Source organism: Muricoccus nepalensis (assembly GCF_006438825.1).
Taxonomy (GTDB): domain Bacteria; phylum Pseudomonadota; class Alphaproteobacteria; order Acetobacterales; family Acetobacteraceae; genus Roseomonas; species Roseomonas nepalensis.
Genome location: NZ_RCZP01000009.1, coordinates 118,633 through 136,479, shown reverse-complemented (window position 1 = coordinate 136,479; position 17,847 = coordinate 118,633). Strand labels below are relative to the sequence as shown.

Here is a 17,847-nt window from a genome sequence, read left to right as displayed (position 1 = left end):
TGGTTCCGAAGACGTGTGATCGATCCGTAAACCGATCCGTCAGCCCTCCGGAAGGGCCTTGCCGTGAATGTCGCCCATCAGTTCCGCCAATCGGGCGCGGCAGGCCGGGCCGTCGGCGGTGCAGCCGCCCTCCATCCACCAGGCGCGCACCGCGGCCAGGAGGCGGCCCAGGGCGGGGCCGGGGGGCACCCCCAGGGCCAGGGCGTCGCGGCCCAGGAGGGGGAAGACGGGGCCGGGCATGGCTTGCAGCCGGGCGCGCAGCCGGTCCCAGGCGGCGTCGTCCGGGCCCTGCCAGGACCAGGCGCGGTTGACGGCCTGGCGGTGCCAGGCGGCGTCCAGCAGGCGGTCGCGCGGCTGCTCGGCCAGCAGGCGGCGGAGGGCGTCGTCGCCGGGGCCGCCGGCCGCGACCTCGGGCTGCAGGGGGAGGAGGTCGTGGCCGGCGCGGTAGCGGGCGACGAGGCGGGCGACCTCCTCGTTCGAGGCCTTGAGGCGGCGCGCCGCGGCGGCGGCCCCGTGGGTGAGGAGCGCGTCGAAGCGGAGCATCGGGTCCGCGGGGGCGCCGATCGCCGCCAGCGCCCGGAGGTGGCGGGCGGCGCCGAGCGAATCGGGGCCGAGGATGGCGGGGAGGACCCCGGTCTCCTCCATCAGCGCCACGGCGCCGGCCGGGTCGGGCGCGGCGAGGAGGCGCTTGAGCTCGCTCCAGACGCGCTCGGCCGAGAGGCGGGCGAGGCTCGGCACGGCGTCGCGGATGGCGGCGATGGCGGCGGGGTCGGGCTCGCCCCGCCCGTAGCGGGCCTGGAAGCGGAAGTAGCGGAGGGCGCGGAGATGGTCCTCGGCGAGGCGGGTCGCGGGGTCGCCCACGAAGCGGACGCGGCCGGCGGCGAGATCCTCCCGGCCGCCGAAGTAGTCCCAGAGGTCGCCCCCGGCGGAGAGGGAGAGGGCGTTGATGGTGAAGTCCCGCCGCGCGGCGTCCTCGCGCCAGTCGGTGGTCCATTCCACCACCGCGTGGCGGCCGTCGGTCACGACGTCGCGGCGGAGGCTGGTGACCTCCACGGGCTGGCCGTGGAGGACGGCGGTGACGGTGCCGTGGGCGAGGCCGGTCTCGTGCACGCGCAGCCCCGCGGCGGCGAGGCGGGCGGCGATCTCCTCTGGCGGGAAGGGGGCGGCGACGTCCACGTCCGCCACCGGGCGGCTGGCGAGCGCGTCGCGCACCGCCCCGCCCACCGCGCGGCCGCCGGGCAGGGCCGCGAGCACGGCCGCGGGGGCGGGGTCGGCGAGGAAGGCGGGCGGGTCGATCCGCGCCGCGGGGGGATCGGCGGCGGGGCGGCCCGGCGGGGCGGGGTCGGGCGCGCTCACCGCCGCGGCGGCCCCGGCTCGGGGGCCCGGAGGGTGGGCCAGGCGCCGGTGGAGCGCTCCTCGCCGGCGTGGCCGGGGGCGATGCCCTCCGAGGTCACGCGCGGGGGGACATAGGCGGTGTAGGGGTCCATGCCGCGGGAGAGGCCGTACCAGATGGCGGCGCCGATGGAGACGCCGAGGCCCAGCAGCGCGAGGACCACGACATGGGCGGCCACCGCGCGCCCGGGGTTGAAGCGCAGCCAGACGGCGTAGAGGGCGAAAGGGGCGAGGAAGAGAACGGTCTCGACGAGATAGGGCATGAGGGTTCCGAAGGGGCGGACAGGGCGGGGCGTCCGGCGGCCGGCCCTTCCTGTCTCCGGTGTCATGTCGGGGCGGGGCGTGCTTAGACCAAGGGCAGGTGGCCGCGAAGCCGTGCGGTTGCGCAACGACGGGAGGCGGGCGTGGACGAGCCCATCCGGGACTTCCTCCGCGGCGAGGGGCGCGACGGGCGGGGGCGGCGCCTCGCGGAGGTGCTGGCCTTCGACGACGCGCGGCTGGAGGCGGTGCACGACTTCATCCAGTGGCTGTTCCCCCTGCCCGACCCGAGCCAGGCGGTGCCGGGCTCGCCGGTGCTGGGGGCGGCGGAGGCAGCGTCGATCCGTGCCGACCCGCGGGCGCGGGAGGGGCTGCGGGCGGCGCTGGCGCGGATGGCGCGCTTCTACGCCGCGACCGACCACTGGCTGGTGCGGCACGACCACAACCACCGGCGGATCACCCGGATCATCGCGGCCGCGCGGGACCTGCTGGGGCGGGAGGCGGCGGCGGCCTTCCACGCGGCGGTGCTGGCGCGGGACCGGGAGGCGGGCGGGGTGATCGACCCCGTGAGCCTCGGCTACTGGGAGCGGGCGCTGGGCTAGGCCCTTCCTCGCGCCGACGCGATGGCCGGCGGCCTTGTTTCGGGCATCGCCGGGCCTGATCTGGGGGGCATGACGACGACCCTCGAGGCGACCCGGGAGGGCGGTACCGTCCGCTTCCCCTTCGACAACTCTTACGCCCGCCTGCCGGACCGCTTCCGCGCGCGGCTGGACCCGACGCCCGTGGCCGCGCCGCGGCTGCTGAAGGTGAACGCGGCGCTGGCGGAGCGGCTGGGCCTCGACCCCGCGGCGCTGGCGTCCCCGGAGGGGGTGCAGATCCTCGCGGGGAACCGCGTGCCGGAGGGGGCGGAGCCGCTCGCGGCGGCCTATGCCGGGCACCAGTTCGGCGGCTTCTCGCCCCAGCTCGGCGACGGGCGGGCGATCCTGCTCGGTGAGGTCATCGCCCCCGACGGGGCGCGCTTCGACCTCCAACTCAAGGGCTCCGGCCGCACGCCCTTCTCGCGCAGCGGCGACGGGCGGGCGGCGGTCGGGCCGGTGCTGCGGGAGTACCTCGTCAGCGAGGCGATGGCGGCGCTCGGCGTGCCGACCACGCGGGCGCTGGCGGCGGTTTCCACGGGGCAGGCGGTGATGCGCGAGACGCCGCTGCCGGGCGCGGTGCTGGCGCGCGTGGCGTCGAGCCACATCCGCGTCGGCACCTTCCAGTTCTTCGCGGCGCGCCGGGACGTGGAGGCGCTGCAGGTGCTGGCCGACCACGCCATCGCCCGGCACTACCCGGAGGCGGCCGGGGCCCCCTCCCCCGCCCGCGCGCTGCTGGAGGGGGTGGTGGCGCGGCAGGGGGCGCTGGTCGCGCGCTGGATGCTGATCGGCTTCATCCACGGGGTGATGAACACCGACAACACCTCGATCTCCGGCGAGACGATCGACTACGGGCCCTGCGCCTTCCTAGACGCCTACGACCCCGCGACCGTGTTCAGCTCGATCGACCACGGCGGGCGCTACGCCTACGGCAACCAGCCGGGGATCATGCAGTGGAACCTGGCGCGCCTGGCCGAGGCGCTGCTGCCGCTGCTGGCCGAGGACGAGGAGGCGGCGGTGGCCGTCGCGCAGGAGGCCCTGGCGGGCTACGCGCCGGCCTTCGAGGCGGCCTATCTCGGGGGCCTGCGCGCCAAGATCGGGCTGCCGGGCGAGCGCGCGGGGGACCACGCGCTGGCGGGGGAGCTGCTGAAGGCGATGGCGGAGAACGGGGCGGACTTCACCCTCGCCTTCCGCCGTCTCTGCCGCGCGGCGGAGAGCGAGGCGGGCGACGAGGCCGTGCGGGCGCTGTTCGCCGACCCCGCGGCCTATGACGCCTGGGCGTCCCGCTGGCGCGGGCGGCTGGCGGAGGCGGGCGGCGACGCGGCCGTGCGCGCGGCGGCCATGCGGGCCGTGAACCCCGCGGTGATCCCGCGCAACCACCTCGTGGAGGCGGCGCTGGAGGCGGCGGTGCGGCGCGACGACCTCGGGCCCTTCGAGGCGCTGCTGGCGAGCGTGACGCGGCCCTTCGAGGACCAGCCGGGCGCGGACGTGGTGCCGGGCGCGCCCGAGACGCCCTACATGACCTTCTGCGGGACCTGAGGGTTCAGGCGTCCAGCCGGATGCCGAGGTCGCGGATCAGGGGGCGCCAGGCGGCGTTCTCCGCCCGCACGAACTCGGCCATCTCGGCGGGGCTGCGGGGGACGAGCTCGGCGCCGACGTCGCGCATCTGCTTCGAGACCTCGGGGCTCTCGATGGCGGCGCGGAGAAGGGCGTTCAGGCGCTCCACCACCGCCGGCGGCGTGCCGGCGGCGACCGAGACGCCCTGCCAGCCGTAGGCGACCGCGCCGGGGTAGCCGAGCTCCACGGCGGTCGGCACCGCCGGCAGCGCGACGGCGCGGCTGTCGCCGATCACCATCAGCGCGCGGGCGCGGTTGGTGGAGAGGAAGGGCAGGCCGTTGGTCACGTCCACCACCACGCAGTCCACCTGGCCCGCGACCATGTCGTTCATGGCGGCGGGCATGCCGCGGTAGGGGATGTGGGTGGCGTCCAGCCCGGAGCGCCGCTTCAGCACCTCCATCGCGAGCTGGTGCGGCGAGGCGACGGCGGGGGTGCCGAAGGTGATGCTGCGTGTCTTCGACGCCGCGAGCAGGGAGGCGAAGTCCTGGAAGGGGCTTTCCGGCCGCACCACCACCAGCATGGGGAAGCGGCCGATGAAGCCGACGCTGGTGAGGTCGCGGTCGGGGTCGAAGGGCAGGCGGGCGTAGAGGGCGGGGTTGTAGACGAGCACGCCGTTGTCGACGTGCAGCAGGCTGTAGCCGTCGGCGGGGGAGCGGACGACGTTCTCGGTGGCGACGATGGCGCCGCCGCTCGGGCGGTTCTCGACCACGATGCTCTGGCCGAGCGCCGGGCCCATCTGGCGCGCGATGAGGCGGGCGAAGATGTCGCTCGCGCCGCCGGGGGCGTAGCCGACGACCCAGCGGATCGGGCGCTCCGGCCAGGAGCCCTGGGCGCGCGCTCCTGTGGCGGCCGCCCCGGCGAGGGCCAGTGCCGATAAACCCCGTCGACCGATCATGCAGCGTCTCCTGATGCCTGCGGCCGTGGTCCCGCGCGTTGCCCCCTGTCGCGCCCCGGTTCAGTCCGGGAGCACCGGTGGCTTGGCGAGCCCCTCGGCCCGCAGCCTCTCCACCAGGGCGCCGAGGCGCTGGCGGCGGTAGGAATCGATGTCCCGGCCGGAATAGTCCAGGAAACCCTGGCCGGTGCGAAGCCCGATTCGGCCCTCGCGCATGTTGCGCTCGATGACCTCGGGCGCGCGGTAGCGCTCGTGGCCGAGGGCACCGGTGAGGTAGCGGCTGGCGTGGTAGAGGATGTCGCCCCCGCCCCAGTCGATGAACTCGAGCATGCCGAGGACGCCGAAGCGGAAGCCGAAGCCGTAGCGCACCGCGCGGTCGATCTCCTCGGCGCTGGCGACGCCTTCCTCGACCATGCGCGCGGCCTCGTTCATCGCGAGCGTCTGCAGGCGGGGGACGATGAAGCCGGGGCTGGCCGCGCAGGTGACGGGGACCTTGCCGATCGATTCCAGCAGGGCGTTCAGCCGCGCGAGCGTATCGGACGCGGTGGCGCGGCCGGGGGAGACCTCCACCAGGGGGACGATGTAGGCGGGGTTCAGCCAGTGGGCGTTGAGGAAGCGTGACGGGTCGGCCACGGCCGGGGAGAGGTCGTCCACCAGGATGGTGGAGGTGGTGGAGGCGAGGATCGCGCCGGGCGCCATCCGCGCGGAGGCGCGGGCGAGGGCCTCGCGCTTGAGGTCGAGGATCTCGGGCACGCCCTCGAAGACGACCGCCGCCGCGTGCAGCGCCTCCGCCGCCGCGGCCTCGGGCACGACGCGCACGCGGGCGAGCAGGGCTTCGGCATGCGCGGGATCGAAGAGGCCGAGTTCGGCCAGGGTGCGGAGCGCGTCGCCGATCTCGGCGAGGGCGTCGCGCTCCAGGGCGGCGAAGGCCTCGGGCGGGCGGGGCTTGGCGTCCACCAGCGCGACCGCGTGGCCGGCATAGGCGAAGCCGACCGCGATGCCGCGGCCCATGCGCCCGGCGCCGAGGCAGGCGATGGGCGGGCGCTCAGAAGCCATGCTGGAGGACCCGGGCGAGGCCCGCGCGGTCGAGGCCGCCGAGGCCGGCGTCGGCGAGGGTGCGGCCGCTGAAGTCCGGCGCTTCGCCGCGGATGGCGGCGCCGATGGCGGAGAAGGCGCGGGCGAGCGGGACCGGCACGCCCGCGAGTCCGGCCGCGGAGATGATGAGGGAGAGGCCGAGGCGGAGGTCCTCCATCATGTAGCGGTGCCCGGTGAGGACGATCCGCTCCCGCCAGTCGCCGGATTCGGTCAGGCGGTCGTGCGAGGCGCGGCCGTACATCCATTCCTCGCCCGTCTTCGCGTAGTGGTGGGCGAGCGGGAAGTGCGGGGCGCCGTAGCCCAGCGCCTCGCGCACGGCCACGCGCTCGGCGTCCAGCGCGTCCGTGGTGCGGCGGATGGCGGGGACGGTGCCCTCGTTGTGGATGTCCCATTTCTCGAAATGCTCGAGCGGGCCGGCGTTCATAACGATGAGCGGGGGATGGATGATGGCGCCCGCGTTCATCAGCGCGCCGGACAGGGCGTCGCCGCAGGGCTCGATCACGCCGGGGAAGGCGGCGCCGACGGCGTCCAGCGCCATTCCCGCGCGGTCCAGCGGGAAGACGCCGACGGGAAGCCGCGTGGCGCGCACGGTGATGGCGACCTGGTGCGGGCCGTGCTTGCGGGCGAGCCAGGGCAGCGTGCCCGTCTCCGCGAAGGCGACCCGCGGCGCGCGGCCGGCCTCGTGCAGGGCGCGGGCCATGAGCACGGTGCCGAGCGTGCCCGGGGGAAGGAAGACCACCTGCCCGTCCGCGAGGAGGGGGGCGAGGAGCCGGGCGATGTCGGGCTGCGCGGTGGCGGGGGCGGGGCAGAGGATCAGCGCCGCGTCCTCGATCGCCGCCGCCATGTCGGTGGTGACGAGGGCGAGGCGGGCCTCCCGCGTGCCGCGCGCGTCCTTCACGGCGATGGTGCCGCCGGCCGCGCGGTGGGCCTTGACCGCCGCCGCGTCGCGCCGCCAGAGCCGGACCTCGTGCCCCGCGAGCGTCAGGTCGCCGGCGGCGGCGAAGGAGCCGTTGCCGCCCCCGAGCACGGCGATGCGGAGGCGGCGGGCGGGTGGCGTCATGCGCGGGCGGTCTCCATCAGCGGGCGGAGCTCGAAATGGCGGACCTTGCCGAGCGCGGTGCGCGGCAGGGCGTCGGTGAAGACGACGCGGCGCGGCACCTTGAAGCGGGCGAGCCCCGCCGCGACGTGGTCGCGCACCGCGTCCTCCGTGAGGCAGGCGCCCGGGCGCAGCACGAGGAAGGCGACGGGGACCTCCTGCCACTTGGGATCGGGCGCGCCGAGGACGGCGGCCTCGGCGATGGCGGGGTGCTCGAGCAGCACGCGCTCGACCTCGGCGGGGTAGATGTTCTCGCCGCCGGAGATGATGAGGTTCTTGCGGCGGTCGTGGACGTGGAAGTGGCCGGCGGCGTCGCGGGTGGCGATGTCGCCCGTGCGGTACCAGCCCTTCGTCACGCAGGCGGCCGTCGCGGCCTCGTCGCGCCAGTAGCCGCGGAAGAGGTTGCGGCCGCGGAGGAGGACCTCGCCCGCCGTGCCGTGGGGAAGCTCGCGCCCCTCGTCGTCGGCCACGCGGGCCTCGCAGAGAAGGCCGGGCAGGCCGGTGGAGGTGGGGGCGGGCGCGGCGTCGCCGAGGCGCGTGTAGATGGCGATGGGGCAGCTCTCCGTCGCGCCATAGACCTGGAGCAGTGGCAGGCCGCGGGCGGTGACGGCCTCGACCAGCGCGGGGTGCACAGGCTCCGAGCCGGTGCTGATGGCGCGGAGGGAGGAGAGGTCGGCGCCGTGCCATCCGGGCGCGGCCAGGAGGGCGCGCAGCGTGGCAGGAACGGTGAGGAGGAGGCTCGGGTGGTCGGACTGCACCGCCGCCAGTACGGCGTCGGCCGCGAAGCGCGCGTGGATGGTGACGGTGGCGCCGGCCTGGAGGGCGGGCGTCGTCTGGATGTTGAGGCCGCCGACATGGAAGAAGGGCAGCACGGCGAGGACGTGGTCCGCCGCCGTCATGCCGTGCATGTGGTGGCTCATGACGGCGTTGTGGAGGATTGCCTCCTGCGCCAGCAGCGCGCCCTTGGGGCGGCCGGTGGTGCCGGAGGTGTAGACCAGCAGGAGCGGGTCCTCGAGCGTGCCGGGGCCCTCGGCGTCGCCCTCGCCGTCGGGGATGACGAGCGGGGCCGCGGGCAGGCCGGGCGCGGCCTCGCGCAAGGTTTCGGTGAAGGCGGGCTCGGCGAAGGCGACGCGCGGCTCCGCGTGCTCGAGGATGTAGCGAAGCTCCGGCGCGGCGAGGCGCCAGTTCAGCGGCAGCAGGATCGCGCCGAGGCGGGCGCAGGCGTAGAGCAGCGAGAGGTAGGCGGGGTGGTTCGCGGCCAGCACCGCCACGCGGTCGCCGGGGCGGACGCCGTGGACGGCGCGCAGCATCCGCGCGGCGCGGGCGATCTCCTGCGCGAAGGCCGCGTAGGAGATCGCGGCGCCCTCGAAGCGGAGCGCGGCCTTGCCGGGCGCGAAGGCGGCGTTGCGGTCGATGTGGGCGGCGAGGTTGCTCACTCGTAGCGCTCGCCGGGCTTGTAGAGCGTGTCGCGGCCGAGGCGGTCGAGGCAGATCTCGGCGGTCCAGGGCAGCATGAGGGAGCCGCAGCGGCTGTCGCGGTAGATCCGCTCCAGCGGCAGGCTGCGCAGCATCGCCTGGCCGCCGCAGGTGCGGATGGCCTTGGTGGCGATGGCGTTGGCGTTCTCCATCACCGTGTGCTGGGCGGCGTAGGCGCGCATCACCTGCTCGCGCGTGGGATCGGGGCGGGCCTCGCGGATGGCCTGGAACCAGAGGGCCTTGGTCTGCTCAAGCATGACCCGCATCTCGGCGACGGCGATCTGCTTCGTCGGGAACATGCGGCGCTTCACGGGCGGCGTGCCCGGGACCTCGCCGCGCAGGTAGGCGACGGCGAAGTCGTAGGCGGCCTGGGCGAGGCCCATGTAGGTCGGCGTCAGCGTCATGAACATGTGCGGCCAGCGGCCGGCGGCCTGGAAGTACACGCCGCGCGGCATGAGCATGGCGTCCTCCGGCACGAAGACGTCCCTTAGCAGCAGCGTGCGGGAGACGGTGCCGCGCATCCCCAGCGGGTCCCAGTCGCCGGTGATGCTGACGCCCTCGGCTGTCGCGGGGATGGCGAGGTAGAGGGTGTTGCGGCGGCTCGCGGCCTCGTCGCCCGCGCGCTCGGTGCAGAGGATGCCGTAGTAGTCGGCGGCGCCCGACAGGCTGGCGAAGATCTTCTTGCCGTTGACGAGGTAGCCGCCCTCCACCGGCCGCGCCTCGGTGCCGAAGGCGATGGCGCCGGCAGCGGCCGCGCCGCCCTCGGAGAAGGGCTGGGAGTAGATGGCGCCCTCCTCGACGATGCGGCGGTAGTGGCGGGCGCGGCGGGCGCGGTGGGTGGCGCGGTCGGTCTCGGTCATCTCCAGGTCCTCCGACAGCAGGCCGGACCAGAGGGTGGAGCAGACGTGCATGTTCCAGGAGAGGGCGGTCGCGCCGCAGTAGCGGCCGAGCTCGGCGGCGGTGAGGCAGTAGGTGGTGAAGTCCGCGCCCTCGCCGCCGTCCTCCTCGGGCACGCAGATGCGAAGCAGGCCCTCCGCGTGCATGTCGCGGAAGTTCTCGATGGGGAAGCGCGCCTCGCGGTCGTAGGTGGCGGCGCGGGGGGCGAGGACCGCCTTGCCGAAGCGACGGGCGCGGGCGGTGAGCTCGGCCTGCTGGGGCGTGAGGCGGAAGGCCTCGGGCGCGAAGATCGGCTCGTCCTGCAGGAGGTCGGCGGGGAGCGTGTCCATCAGCGGGGCCCTTTCAGGTGGCGGTCCAGGAAGTCCAGGACGGCGGCGTCGAAGGCATCCGGCGCCTCGATGTTCGGCAGGTGGCCGACCTTGGGAAGGCAGATGTAGGCGGCGCCGGGGATCTTGCCGGCCATGCGCTGCATCATCGGCGCGGGGGCGTTGGTGTCGACCTCCCCGGCGAGGCACAGGACGGGGACGCGGATGGCGCCGAGATTGGCGCGCTCGTCGAAGGTGACGAGGGCCCGGACCGCCGCGCGGAAGGTGGCGGGCGGGGTGGCGGAGAGGGCCTCGAGGGCCAGGTCGCGGAAGGGGGTGCCGTTCGGGCCGGTGAGGGCGGCGAGGGTCTCGGGCGCGATCTCAGCAAGGGTCCGGCCCTCCTCCAGCGGCCGCAGGCGGGCGGCGACGAAGTCGCGCTGGAAGTCGCCGGAGGGGTTCCCGAAGGCAGGGCTGGTCGCGCAGAGGATGGCGGCGGCGTAGGCGTCCGGGCGGCGGCGCAGCAGGGCCTGGGCGACCATGCCGCCCATGGAGTGGCCGAGCAGGACCGGGCGCTGCAGGCCGCGGGCAGCGATGGCGGCCTCCACGTCGGCGGCCATGGTCTCGAAGTCGAGCGCCTCCACCTGGGGGCGGGCGCCGTAGCCGGGCAGGTCGAGCGGGACGGCCTCGTAGCCGCGCGCGGCGAAGGGCGCGCGCTGGGGGTGCCAGAGCCGTCCGTCCGCGCCGATCCCGTGCAGCATGACGACGGGGGTCATGGGTCGCCCTTCGTTGACATGCCGATCATATGAAAAGGAATGGATCTGTCCAGCACGGGATCAGCCGAAGACCGGCTGGACCTCGCCGCCGAGCACCACGGGGGTGCCGTCGAGGAGGATGTCCGTGCCCATGACGGGGATGTCGAAATGGCCGGGGGTGTAGCGGCCGGCGAACTCGTTGGCGCCGGTGGAGAAGAGGAAGTTGCCGGCGACGGCGCGGAGCTCCGTGCCGTTGGTGTCGCGCTGGTCGTACATCGACAGCGCCTCGTAGCGCGCGGCGGGGTTCAGGCCGAACCCGACATGGGAGACGGCGTAGGCGTCGCGGTCGCCCCACGCGGCGAAGCTGCGGCGGAGCATCTCGGCGTCGGGGCCGGTGCCGTCGATGGCGGTGACGTAGTCGGCCTCGATGGTCAGGCGGATGGGGGCGGCGAGGTAGCGCTTGAAGGTGAGGTTGATGTCGCCGGTGTCGAGCACCAGCGTGCCGTTGACGGTGCCGGCGGCGGGGAAGCTGACGACGATACCGCCGGGCCAGTGGGCCAGCGTTCCCGGCCGGTCCGTCCAGCCCCAGACGCCGACGGTGGCGGCGCCGGCCATATCGACCTCCAGCGCGGTGCCGGCGGCGGAGCGGACGGTCATGCGGCGCGATCCGCGCAGCATCTTCGTCGCGGCGCGGACCCGGGCGGCCAGCGCGTCGTCCGGGCGCATCCGCTCCAGCGCCTCCGGGTGCTCGTTGGAGATGGAGAGGATGCGGGCGCCGGCCTTGAGGATGGCGGCGGTCTCGCGCGCGTGCATCAGCCCTTGCACGGTGAGGTCCACGACGAGGGAGCTGGCGGAGAGCGCGCCCACCACGGGCGCCAGGCCCTCGATCGCCTCGCTGGCGCCGGTGGAGCGGATGGGGACGGGGTGCGGGTTGCGGGCGGTGGGCAGGACGAGGTGGAAGGGGCGGGCGCCGAGGCGCAGCAGGGCGAGCTCGGCCAGGTGGACGTTCAGGGCGCGGGACTGGGTTTCCGAGAGGATGGCGACCGCCTCGCCCTCGCGGACGGCGCATTTGGCGAGGACCTCGGCGAAGGCCTCGATCCACTTGTGCTCGATCCGGTCCGCAAACATGCTGCCCCCTCCCCTGCTCGCGGCGCATTCGGGCGCGGACGAGGCGGCGCGTCAAGAAATATGAAAAGGGATGGGTTTTCCGTGGCCTTCACCGAGACCTACCTGCCCTACCTGCTGGCCCGCGCCAGCCATTCGGTGTCCTCCTCCTTCCACGCCTCGCTGAGGACCTGGGACCTGTCGGTGCCGGAGTGGCGGGTGCTGGCCTGCCTGGCGGAGGCGGACGGGCTGGCCGTCGGGCAGCTCGCCGCGATGGTCATGATGAAGCAGCCGAGCATGACCAAGGTGCTGGACCGCATGGAGGCGGAGGGGCTGGTGCGCCGGCGCGGGGCGCGGGAGGACCGGCGGCGGGTGCTGATCCACCTGACGCCGAAGGGGCGCGCGCGGGTGAAGCCGGTGCTGGCGGCGGCCCGCGCGCATCAGCGGGAGAGGCTGGCGCCCTTCGACGAGGCCGAGCGCGCGCTCATCCTGCGCGCGCTGCAATTGCTGATCGGGGAGGGCTGATCAGTCCCGGACGAGGCCGCCGTCCACCACCAGGTTCTGTCCCGTCACCGCGCGGCTCCAGGGGGAGGCGAAGAAGAGGACGGCGTCGGCGAATTCCTCGGGCGTGGTGACGCGGCGGAGCGGGGTGGACTGGGCGATGATGTCGAAGACCGCCTCAGGGGTCGCGCTGCTCGCGTCCGTGGTGCGGAGGAGGCCGCCCGAGAGCATGTTCACCGTGATGCCCTGCGGCCCGAGGTCCGCCGCGGCGGTGCGGGTGAGGGAGATCAGCGCGGCCTCGGCGGCGGTGTAGTCGTGGTAGGGCACCACCGGGTTCTGGAAGAGGTTCGTGCCGATGGTGACGATGCGGCCGAAGCCGCGCGCGGCCATGGCGGGGGCGGCGGCCTGGATGAGGTTGAGGGCGCCGTGGAGGGAGACCTCCAGCTGCGGCGCGAAGTCGGTCCAGGCGATCTCGCCGATCTTCGGCCGCGCGTCGCCGTTGAAGCGGAAGTCCGAGAGGGCGTTGTGGACGACGGTGGTCACGCTGGTGCCGAAGTGCTTCTCCGCCTCGCCCAGCATCGTCGAGACGGCGGCCGCGTCCGTCACGTCCGCCTGCACGGCGGCCGCGCGGTTGCCGAAGGGCGCGGCGACGGCGGCCGCGGCCTCGGCGCTGCGGCGATAGTTCACCATGACCCGCGCGCCGGCGCGGCCGAAGGCGGTGGCGATGGCCGCGCCCAGCCCGCGGCCCGCGCCGGTGACGAGGACGACCTGCTCGTCGATCCTCACATGCCACCGATGTAGTTGGGCCCGCCGCCACCTTCCGGCGTGCGCCAGTCGATGTTCTGCGTGGGGTCCTTGATGTCGCAGGTCTTGCAGTGCACGCAGTTCTGCGCGTTGATCACGAGCTGCACGGCGGCGTCGCCCGCCTCGGTGCTGGCGCCCTGGCCCGTCGCCTCGGCGTCGGGCGTGCCGCGCAGCTCGCGCTCCGCCTCCGGCCCCACGGCCTCGTAGACGGCGGCGGGGCAGTAGCGGCTCTCGGGGCTGCGGAACTGCTCCCAGTTCACGGCCTTCCAGCGCGTCGGCTCGCGCAGCACGAGATGGCTCGGCTGGTTCTCCTCGTGGTTCGTGTTCGAGAGGAACACGGAGGAGAGGCGGTCGAAGGTGAGCTTGCCGTCGGGCTTGGGGTAGTCGATGCGCTTGCTCTCGGCGGCGGGCTTGAGCGTCTCGTGGTCGGCGTGGTGGATCCAGGTCCAGGGCGCCTTACCGCGGAAGACGTAGGTGTCGAGCGCGGCCGCGGCCATGCCGCCCCAGAAGCCGTACTTCGCGAAGCCCGGGCGGATGTTGCGCACGCTGTGCAGCTCGTCCCAGACCCAGGAGTGACGGATGGCCTCGGGGTAGCTCTCCAGCACCGGGGGGCGGTCCTCGGTGGCCAGCGCCGCGGCGACGGCCTCGGCGGCCACCATGCCGCTCTTCATCGCGGTGTGCGTGCCCTTGATCTTCGGCACGTTGAGGAAGCCCGCGGTGTCGCCGACCAGCATGCCGCCCGGAAAGACCAGGCGCGGCACGGACTGCGCGCCGCCCTCGTTCAGCGCGCGGGCGCCGTAGGCGATGCGCTTGCCGCCCTCGAGGAAGCCGCGGACGGCGGGGTGGGTCTTGAAGCGCTGGAACTCGTCGAAGGGCGAGAGCCAGGGGTTCTTGTAGTCGAGGCCGACGACGAAGCCGATGGAGACGAGGTTCTCGCCGAGCATGTAGAGCCAGGAGCCGCCGTAGGTGTCGCTCTTCAGCGGCCAGCCCGTGGAGTGCCACACCAGGCCGGGCGTGTGCTTCTCCTTCGGGATCTCCCAGAGCTCCTTCATGCCCAGCGCGAAGGTCTGCGGCTGGCAGTCCTTGCGCAGGTCGTACATCTCGAAGAGGCGCTTGGTGAGCGAGCCGCGGCAGCCCTCGGCGAAGATCGTGTAGGTGGCGCGGAGCTCCATGCCCGGCTGGAAGTCCGGTCCCTCCTCGCCCTCCTTGGTGATACCCATCACGCCCGCGACCACGCCCTTCACCTGGCCGTCCTCGACGACGAGGTCGGAGGCGGCGAAGCCCGGGTAGATCTCGATGCCCATGGCCTCGGCCTTCGCACCCAGCCAGCGGCAGACGTTGCCGAGCGAGACGACGTAGTTGCCGTGGTTGTTCATCGCGGGCGGCGTTGGCAGCTTGATGGCGCGCTTCTCGGTCAGCAGCATGAAGCGGTCGTCGCCCGCGGGCGTCATCAGCGCCGGCGGGTCGTCGCGCCAGTCGGGGAAGAGCTCGTCCAGCGCGCGCGGCTCGAGCACGGCGCCGGAGAGGGTGTGGGCGCCGATTTCCGAGCCTTTCTCCACGAGGCAGACGGTGGCGTCCGGCGCGACCTGCTTCAGCCGGATGGCGGCCGCCAGCCCCGCGGGGCCGCCGCCGACCACCAGGACGTCGAATTCCATGCTCTCGCGGTCTGACACGGGGGCTCCTCCTGAGATTGACCGGGATGTAGCGTCGCCCCGGGCCGGCTGTAACCCCATGCCATTGCACGAAGGCCCGCCGGGGGGCGATACCGGGGGCATGGAGCTTGACCAGGCCGAGACCGCGGCCCTGCTCGCCGCGCTGGAGCTGCAGATCGCCTGGGGCGCCGACGAGGCGCTGGAGGAGGCGCCGCAGGACCGCACCCGCGCGCGGGCGCCGGCCGCGGCTGTCCCGGCCGCCCTGCCGGCGGCGGCCCCGGCCGCGCGGGCGGCGCCGTCCCGCCCCACCCCGGTCCTCGCGCCCGCTGCGGCCTTCGCCCCCGCCTCCCGCCGGGCGGGGGAGCTGGCGGCGGGGGCCGACAGCCTGGAGACGCTGCGGGCCGCGCTGGCCGCCCTCGAGCACCCGCTGCGGGAGACGGCGGGGAACCTCGTCCTCGCCGACGGGGTCGCCGATTCGGGGCTGGTGCTGGTCGGGGAGGCGCCGGGGGCGGACGAGGACCGGCAGGGCAAGCCCTTCGTCGGGGTGTCCGGCCGGCTGCTGGACCGGATGCTGGCGAGCATCGGCGTGGAGCGGGCGCGGAACGCCTACCTCACGAACATCCTTCCCTGGCGGCCGCCGGGGAACCGCACGCCGACGGACGCGGAGATGAACGTCTTCACGCCCTTCGTCCTGCGGCACCTGGCGCTGGTGCGGCCGCGCCACATCGTGCTGCTGGGCGGCACGGCCGCGAAGGCGCTGCTGCGGCGTAACGAGGGGATCACCCGGCTGCGGGGGAAGTGGCACAGCCTGGAGGTGCCGGGGCTCGGCCCGGTGCCGACCCTGGCCACGCTCCATCCCGCCTACCTGCTGCGCCAGCCCGCGGCCAAGCGGGAGGCCTGGACGGACCTGCGGCTGCTGCGGCGGGCCCTGGACGGGGCGCCGATTCCATAACGCCGCGTTACCAGTGACCGGAACGTGAACGGCGGCGCGCGGCCAAGCCTTTGATTCACGCGCCGGGGGGCCGGGCATCACGCGCTCGCGGGTTGCCCCGCCCGGCCCCGGCGCTTAACGCCGACCCTCCATGCGAGCTTCCCCCCCCGGGCTCGATCGCCGTCCCCCCCGGCGACAGCGCGCGGCATGGCTGGTTCTGCTGCTGGCCCTCGCCCTGTGCGGGGCCGGGGCCGAAGCTGCCCCGTCGCGCGCATCGGAGAGCCATCCGCGCCGCGAGCAGGCCTTGCCGCGCGACAGCCACCGCACGACCCGCGCCGCGCCGGCACGGCAAGGAACCCTCCGCCCGGTGGAGAGGCCTTCCGCGCGGCCGCCGGTGGCGTCACGCCGCGAGGCGCGCGAAGGAGTGCGCCGGGAGGCGCGCGCGGTGCCAGGCCGCGAGGTGCCGCACCGGGTGGCGCGCGACGGTTCCCGCCGGGAGCCGGCGCGGGCGGGCGGGCGGGGCGCGGCCGAGGCGTCGCGGCGGTCGGGGCCGGCGCCGTCCCGGGCCGTGGGCCGCGCGCCCCCCGCAGAGCGGGCCCGGACGGCGATGATCGAGCCGCACGAGCCCGAGCCGATCGCGATCTCCCGCCCCCTCTCCGGGCGGCTGCCGGAGATGCGGACCCCGCAGGAGATCGCCCTCTCCTTCGCCCGCACGCCGCTCGCCGGGGCGCAGCCGCGGATGCCGGCGGGCCTGCCCCAGCCCCTCGCCCCTTCCGAGGCGGCCCGGCTGCGGCGGATCTTTGACCTGCAGGCGCGGGGCGACATGGCCCAGGCGGCGCGGGAGGCCGAGCGGCTGGAGGACCGGCGGCTGATGGGCCACGTCCTCGCGGACCGCTGGCGGCCCGGCGGGGTGGAGCCGACGGTGGCGGAGCTTCGCGCCTGGCTGGCCGAGCACGCGGACTACGCGGACGCGCCGCGGCTGCACGCCCTGCTGGTGGCCCGGCTGCCGAAGGGCGCCGAGGTGCCGCCCCTGCCCGGCGAGCCCGCCGCGGAGGCGGTGCCGGCCCCCGGCCAGGAGGTTCCCCCGGAGGAGCGCGAGCCGCCGGCCGCGGCCCGGGCGCCGCTGGCCCGCAACCCCGCCCTCGACCGCACCGTCCGCGAGATGGCGGGGCGGGGCGAGATGGCGGAGGCGCTGCGCCACATCGCCGGCACGCGCGGCATAACCCCGGCCTATGCGGCGGCGCTGCAGACGGACGTGGCCTCGGCGCTCTTCACCTCCGGCAAGGACGCGGAGGCCTTCCGCGTCGCCTCTCTCGCCGCGCGGGCCGCGGGGGCGCCGGCGCAGGCGAGCTACCTGGCCGGGCTCTCGGCCTGGGGGCTCGGGCAATACGAGGCCGCCCTGCCCTTCTTCGAATCGGCCGCCCGCAACGAGGCGGCGCCGGCGGTGCTGCGCTCGGCCGCGGCCTTCTGGACGGCACGGGCCGCCGTGCGCTCGCGCCGGCCGCAGGGCTACGTGCCCTGGATGCTCCAGGCCGCGCAGGAGCCGCGGACCTTCTACGGGCTCGTCGCGCGCCGCGCGCTCGGCCTGCCGCCGGGCTTCGCCTGGGAGAGCGACGTGGCCGGGGAGGCGGAGGGCGCCGTGCTGGCGGAGACCGCCGGCGGCTGGCGGGCGCTGGCGCTGATCCAGGTCGGGCAGAAGGCGCGGGCGGAGGCGGAGCTTCGCCGGCTGTGGTCGGTGGCGCAGGGCAACCCGGCGCTGGCCCGCGGGATGCTGGCGGCGGCGACGGCCGCGGGGATGCCGGAGCTGTCCACGATGCTCGCCTCCCAGGCGCAGGCCGCGGACGGGCGGCCGCGCGACTACGCGCGCTTCCCGGTGCCGCGGCTGGAGCCGCAGGGCGGGTGGCGGGCGGACCCGGCGCTGATCTACGGGCTGGCGCGGCAGGAATCGAACTTCGACCCCGACGCAGTCTCCCCGGCCGGGGCGCGCGGGCTGATGCAGGTGATGCCGGCGACGGCCGCCTACATCACCGGCGACGCCGCGCTGCGCGACGGGTCCAGCCGGCGGCTGCACGACCCCGGCTACAGCCTGGAGCTCGGGCAGCGCTACCTGCTGCAGCTCTCGGGCCAGGAGAACGTGCAGGGGAACCTCATCCGGCTGCTCGCGGCCTACAACGCGGGGCCGGGGAACCTCTCGCGCTGGATGCCCGCGAACGGGCACCGGGAGGACCCCTTCCTCTTCATCGAGAGCATCCCCTTCAACGAGACGCGGGCCTATGTGCAGCGCGTGCTCGCCTATTCCTGGATCTACGCGAGCCGGCTCGGCCTGCCCTCGCCGAGCCTGGACGCGCTGGCGGCCGGCAGCACGCCGCGCTTCCTGGGGGTGGACGAGCTCGCGCGGATGGTGGCGCGCGGGCGGGGGTCCTGAGGGCGGCCGCCCCTCG

Annotated in this window: 16 protein-coding genes; 5 read left to right on the top strand and 11 right to left on the bottom strand. The window is 75.1% G+C overall.

Going from position 1 to position 17,847, the window contains the following annotated elements; genetic code table 11:
- Positions 1-39 precede the first annotated feature (39 nt).
- Both EAH89_RS12085 and EAH89_RS12080 read right to left on the bottom strand, forming a co-directional pair.
- Positions 40-1,356, bottom strand: a complete 1,317-nt coding sequence (locus EAH89_RS12085; RefSeq protein ID WP_194152324.1) for a CCA tRNA nucleotidyltransferase — start codon at positions 1,354-1,356, stop codon at positions 40-42.
- Positions 1,353-1,655, bottom strand: a complete 303-nt coding sequence (locus EAH89_RS12080) for a hypothetical protein (RefSeq protein WP_140883294.1) — start codon at positions 1,653-1,655, stop codon at positions 1,353-1,355. Before EAH89_RS12080 ends, EAH89_RS12085 begins: the two co-directional genes overlap by 4 nt.
- Before the next feature lie 141 nt (positions 1,656-1,796).
- On the opposite strand from EAH89_RS12080, the gene EAH89_RS33060 reads away from it, so the two are divergent.
- Positions 1,797-2,252, top strand: coding sequence for an opioid growth factor receptor-related protein (locus EAH89_RS33060; RefSeq protein WP_140883292.1), 456 nt, complete (start codon positions 1,797-1,799; stop codon positions 2,250-2,252).
- A gap of 69 nt (positions 2,253-2,321) precedes the next feature.
- Positions 2,322-3,824 (top strand): protein adenylyltransferase SelO, encoded by a 1,503-nt coding sequence (locus EAH89_RS12070; protein ID WP_140883290.1) that lies wholly within the window; start codon positions 2,322-2,324, stop codon positions 3,822-3,824.
- Between the two features lie 4 nt (positions 3,825-3,828).
- On the opposite strand, the gene EAH89_RS12065 is transcribed toward EAH89_RS12070, so the two are convergent.
- Genes EAH89_RS12065 through EAH89_RS12035 form a run of 7 tightly spaced genes read right to left on the bottom strand, consistent with a single transcriptional unit; the run spans position 3,829 to position 11,542 of the window.
- Positions 3,829-4,797, bottom strand: a complete 969-nt coding sequence (locus tag EAH89_RS12065; RefSeq protein ID WP_241666989.1) for a Bug family tripartite tricarboxylate transporter substrate binding protein — start codon at positions 4,795-4,797, stop codon at positions 3,829-3,831.
- 60 nt (positions 4,798-4,857) lie between these two features.
- On the bottom strand, positions 4,858-5,850 hold the full coding sequence (locus tag EAH89_RS12060) for a 3-hydroxybutyryl-CoA dehydrogenase (protein WP_140883288.1): 993 nt from the start codon (positions 5,848-5,850) through the stop codon (positions 4,858-4,860).
- Entirely contained in the window at positions 5,840-6,949 is a 1,110-nt protein-coding gene (locus EAH89_RS12055) for an NAD/NADP-dependent octopine/nopaline dehydrogenase family protein (protein ID WP_140883286.1), read from the bottom strand. The genes EAH89_RS12060 and EAH89_RS12055 overlap by 11 nt, the downstream gene beginning before the upstream one ends.
- Positions 6,946-8,421 (bottom strand): class I adenylate-forming enzyme family protein, encoded by a 1,476-nt coding sequence (locus EAH89_RS12050; protein ID WP_140883285.1) that lies wholly within the window; start codon positions 8,419-8,421, stop codon positions 6,946-6,948. The genes EAH89_RS12055 and EAH89_RS12050 overlap by 4 nt, the downstream gene beginning before the upstream one ends.
- On the bottom strand, positions 8,418-9,686 hold the full coding sequence (locus tag EAH89_RS12045; protein WP_140883283.1) for an acyl-CoA dehydrogenase family protein: 1,269 nt from the start codon (positions 9,684-9,686) through the stop codon (positions 8,418-8,420). Before EAH89_RS12045 ends, EAH89_RS12050 begins: the two co-directional genes overlap by 4 nt.
- Entirely contained in the window at positions 9,686-10,435 is a 750-nt protein-coding gene (locus EAH89_RS12040; protein ID WP_140883281.1) for an alpha/beta fold hydrolase, read from the bottom strand. The genes EAH89_RS12045 and EAH89_RS12040 overlap by 1 nt, the downstream gene beginning before the upstream one ends.
- 60 nt (positions 10,436-10,495) lie before the next feature.
- Complete coding sequence (locus EAH89_RS12035; protein WP_140883279.1) at positions 10,496-11,542, bottom strand: M29 family metallopeptidase; 1,047 nt, start codon at positions 11,540-11,542, stop codon at positions 10,496-10,498.
- Positions 11,543-11,623: 81 nt separating this feature from the next.
- Here EAH89_RS12035 and EAH89_RS12030 point away from each other — a divergent pair, with 81 nt between their 5' ends.
- Entirely contained in the window at positions 11,624-12,043 is a 420-nt protein-coding gene (locus tag EAH89_RS12030; RefSeq protein ID WP_140883277.1) for a MarR family winged helix-turn-helix transcriptional regulator, read from the top strand.
- Here the strand turns inward: EAH89_RS12030 and EAH89_RS12025 are convergent, their stop codons facing one another.
- The gene (locus tag EAH89_RS12025; protein ID WP_140883276.1) at positions 12,044-12,805 is read right to left on the bottom strand and encodes a 3-oxoacyl-ACP reductase; all 762 of its coding nucleotides are present in this window, start codon (positions 12,803-12,805) and stop codon (positions 12,044-12,046) included. It abuts the gene before it with no gap.
- Positions 12,802-14,478: an electron transfer flavoprotein-ubiquinone oxidoreductase gene (locus EAH89_RS12020; protein ID WP_140883403.1), complete on the bottom strand. Its 1,677-nt coding sequence runs from the start codon at positions 14,476-14,478 to the stop codon at positions 12,802-12,804. Before EAH89_RS12020 ends, EAH89_RS12025 begins: the two co-directional genes overlap by 4 nt.
- A gap of 118 nt (positions 14,479-14,596) precedes the next feature.
- Here EAH89_RS12020 and EAH89_RS12015 point away from each other — a divergent pair, with 118 nt between their 5' ends.
- Both EAH89_RS12015 and EAH89_RS12010 read left to right on the top strand, forming a co-directional pair.
- Positions 14,597-15,427, top strand: coding sequence for a uracil-DNA glycosylase (locus EAH89_RS12015; protein ID WP_140883274.1), 831 nt, complete (start codon positions 14,597-14,599; stop codon positions 15,425-15,427).
- Between the two features lie 346 nt (positions 15,428-15,773).
- Positions 15,774-17,831: a lytic transglycosylase domain-containing protein gene (locus EAH89_RS12010; RefSeq protein WP_241666988.1), complete on the top strand. Its 2,058-nt coding sequence runs from the start codon at positions 15,774-15,776 to the stop codon at positions 17,829-17,831.
- Positions 17,832-17,847 lie beyond the last annotated feature (16 nt).

Excerpts from the sequence above, each read along its gene's own strand:
- EAH89_RS12080 (WP_140883294.1), bottom strand. The coding sequence starts at position 1,655 with ATGCCCTATCTCGTCGAGACCGTTCTCTTCCTCGCCCCTTTCGCCCTC.
- EAH89_RS12070 (WP_140883290.1), top strand. The coding sequence starts at position 2,322 with ATGACGACGACCCTCGAGGCGACCCGGGAGGGCGGTACCGTCCGCTTC.
- EAH89_RS12065 (WP_241666989.1), bottom strand. The coding sequence starts at position 4,797 with ATGATCGGTCGACGGGGTTTATCGGCACTGGCCCTCGCCGGGGCGGCC.
- EAH89_RS12060 (WP_140883288.1), bottom strand. The coding sequence starts at position 5,850 with ATGGCTTCTGAGCGCCCGCCCATCGCCTGCCTCGGCGCCGGGCGCATG.
- EAH89_RS12055 (WP_140883286.1), bottom strand. The coding sequence starts at position 6,949 with ATGACGCCACCCGCCCGCCGCCTCCGCATCGCCGTGCTCGGGGGCGGC.
- EAH89_RS12045 (WP_140883283.1), bottom strand. The coding sequence starts at position 9,686 with ATGGACACGCTCCCCGCCGACCTCCTGCAGGACGAGCCGATCTTCGCG.
- EAH89_RS12040 (WP_140883281.1), bottom strand. The coding sequence starts at position 10,435 with ATGACCCCCGTCGTCATGCTGCACGGGATCGGCGCGGACGGACGGCTC.
- EAH89_RS12035 (WP_140883279.1), bottom strand. The coding sequence starts at position 11,542 with ATGTTTGCGGACCGGATCGAGCACAAGTGGATCGAGGCCTTCGCCGAG.
- EAH89_RS12020 (WP_140883403.1), bottom strand. The coding sequence starts at position 14,478 with ATGGAATTCGACGTCCTGGTGGTCGGCGGCGGCCCCGCGGGGCTGGCG.
- EAH89_RS12015 (WP_140883274.1), top strand. The coding sequence starts at position 14,597 with ATGGAGCTTGACCAGGCCGAGACCGCGGCCCTGCTCGCCGCGCTGGAG.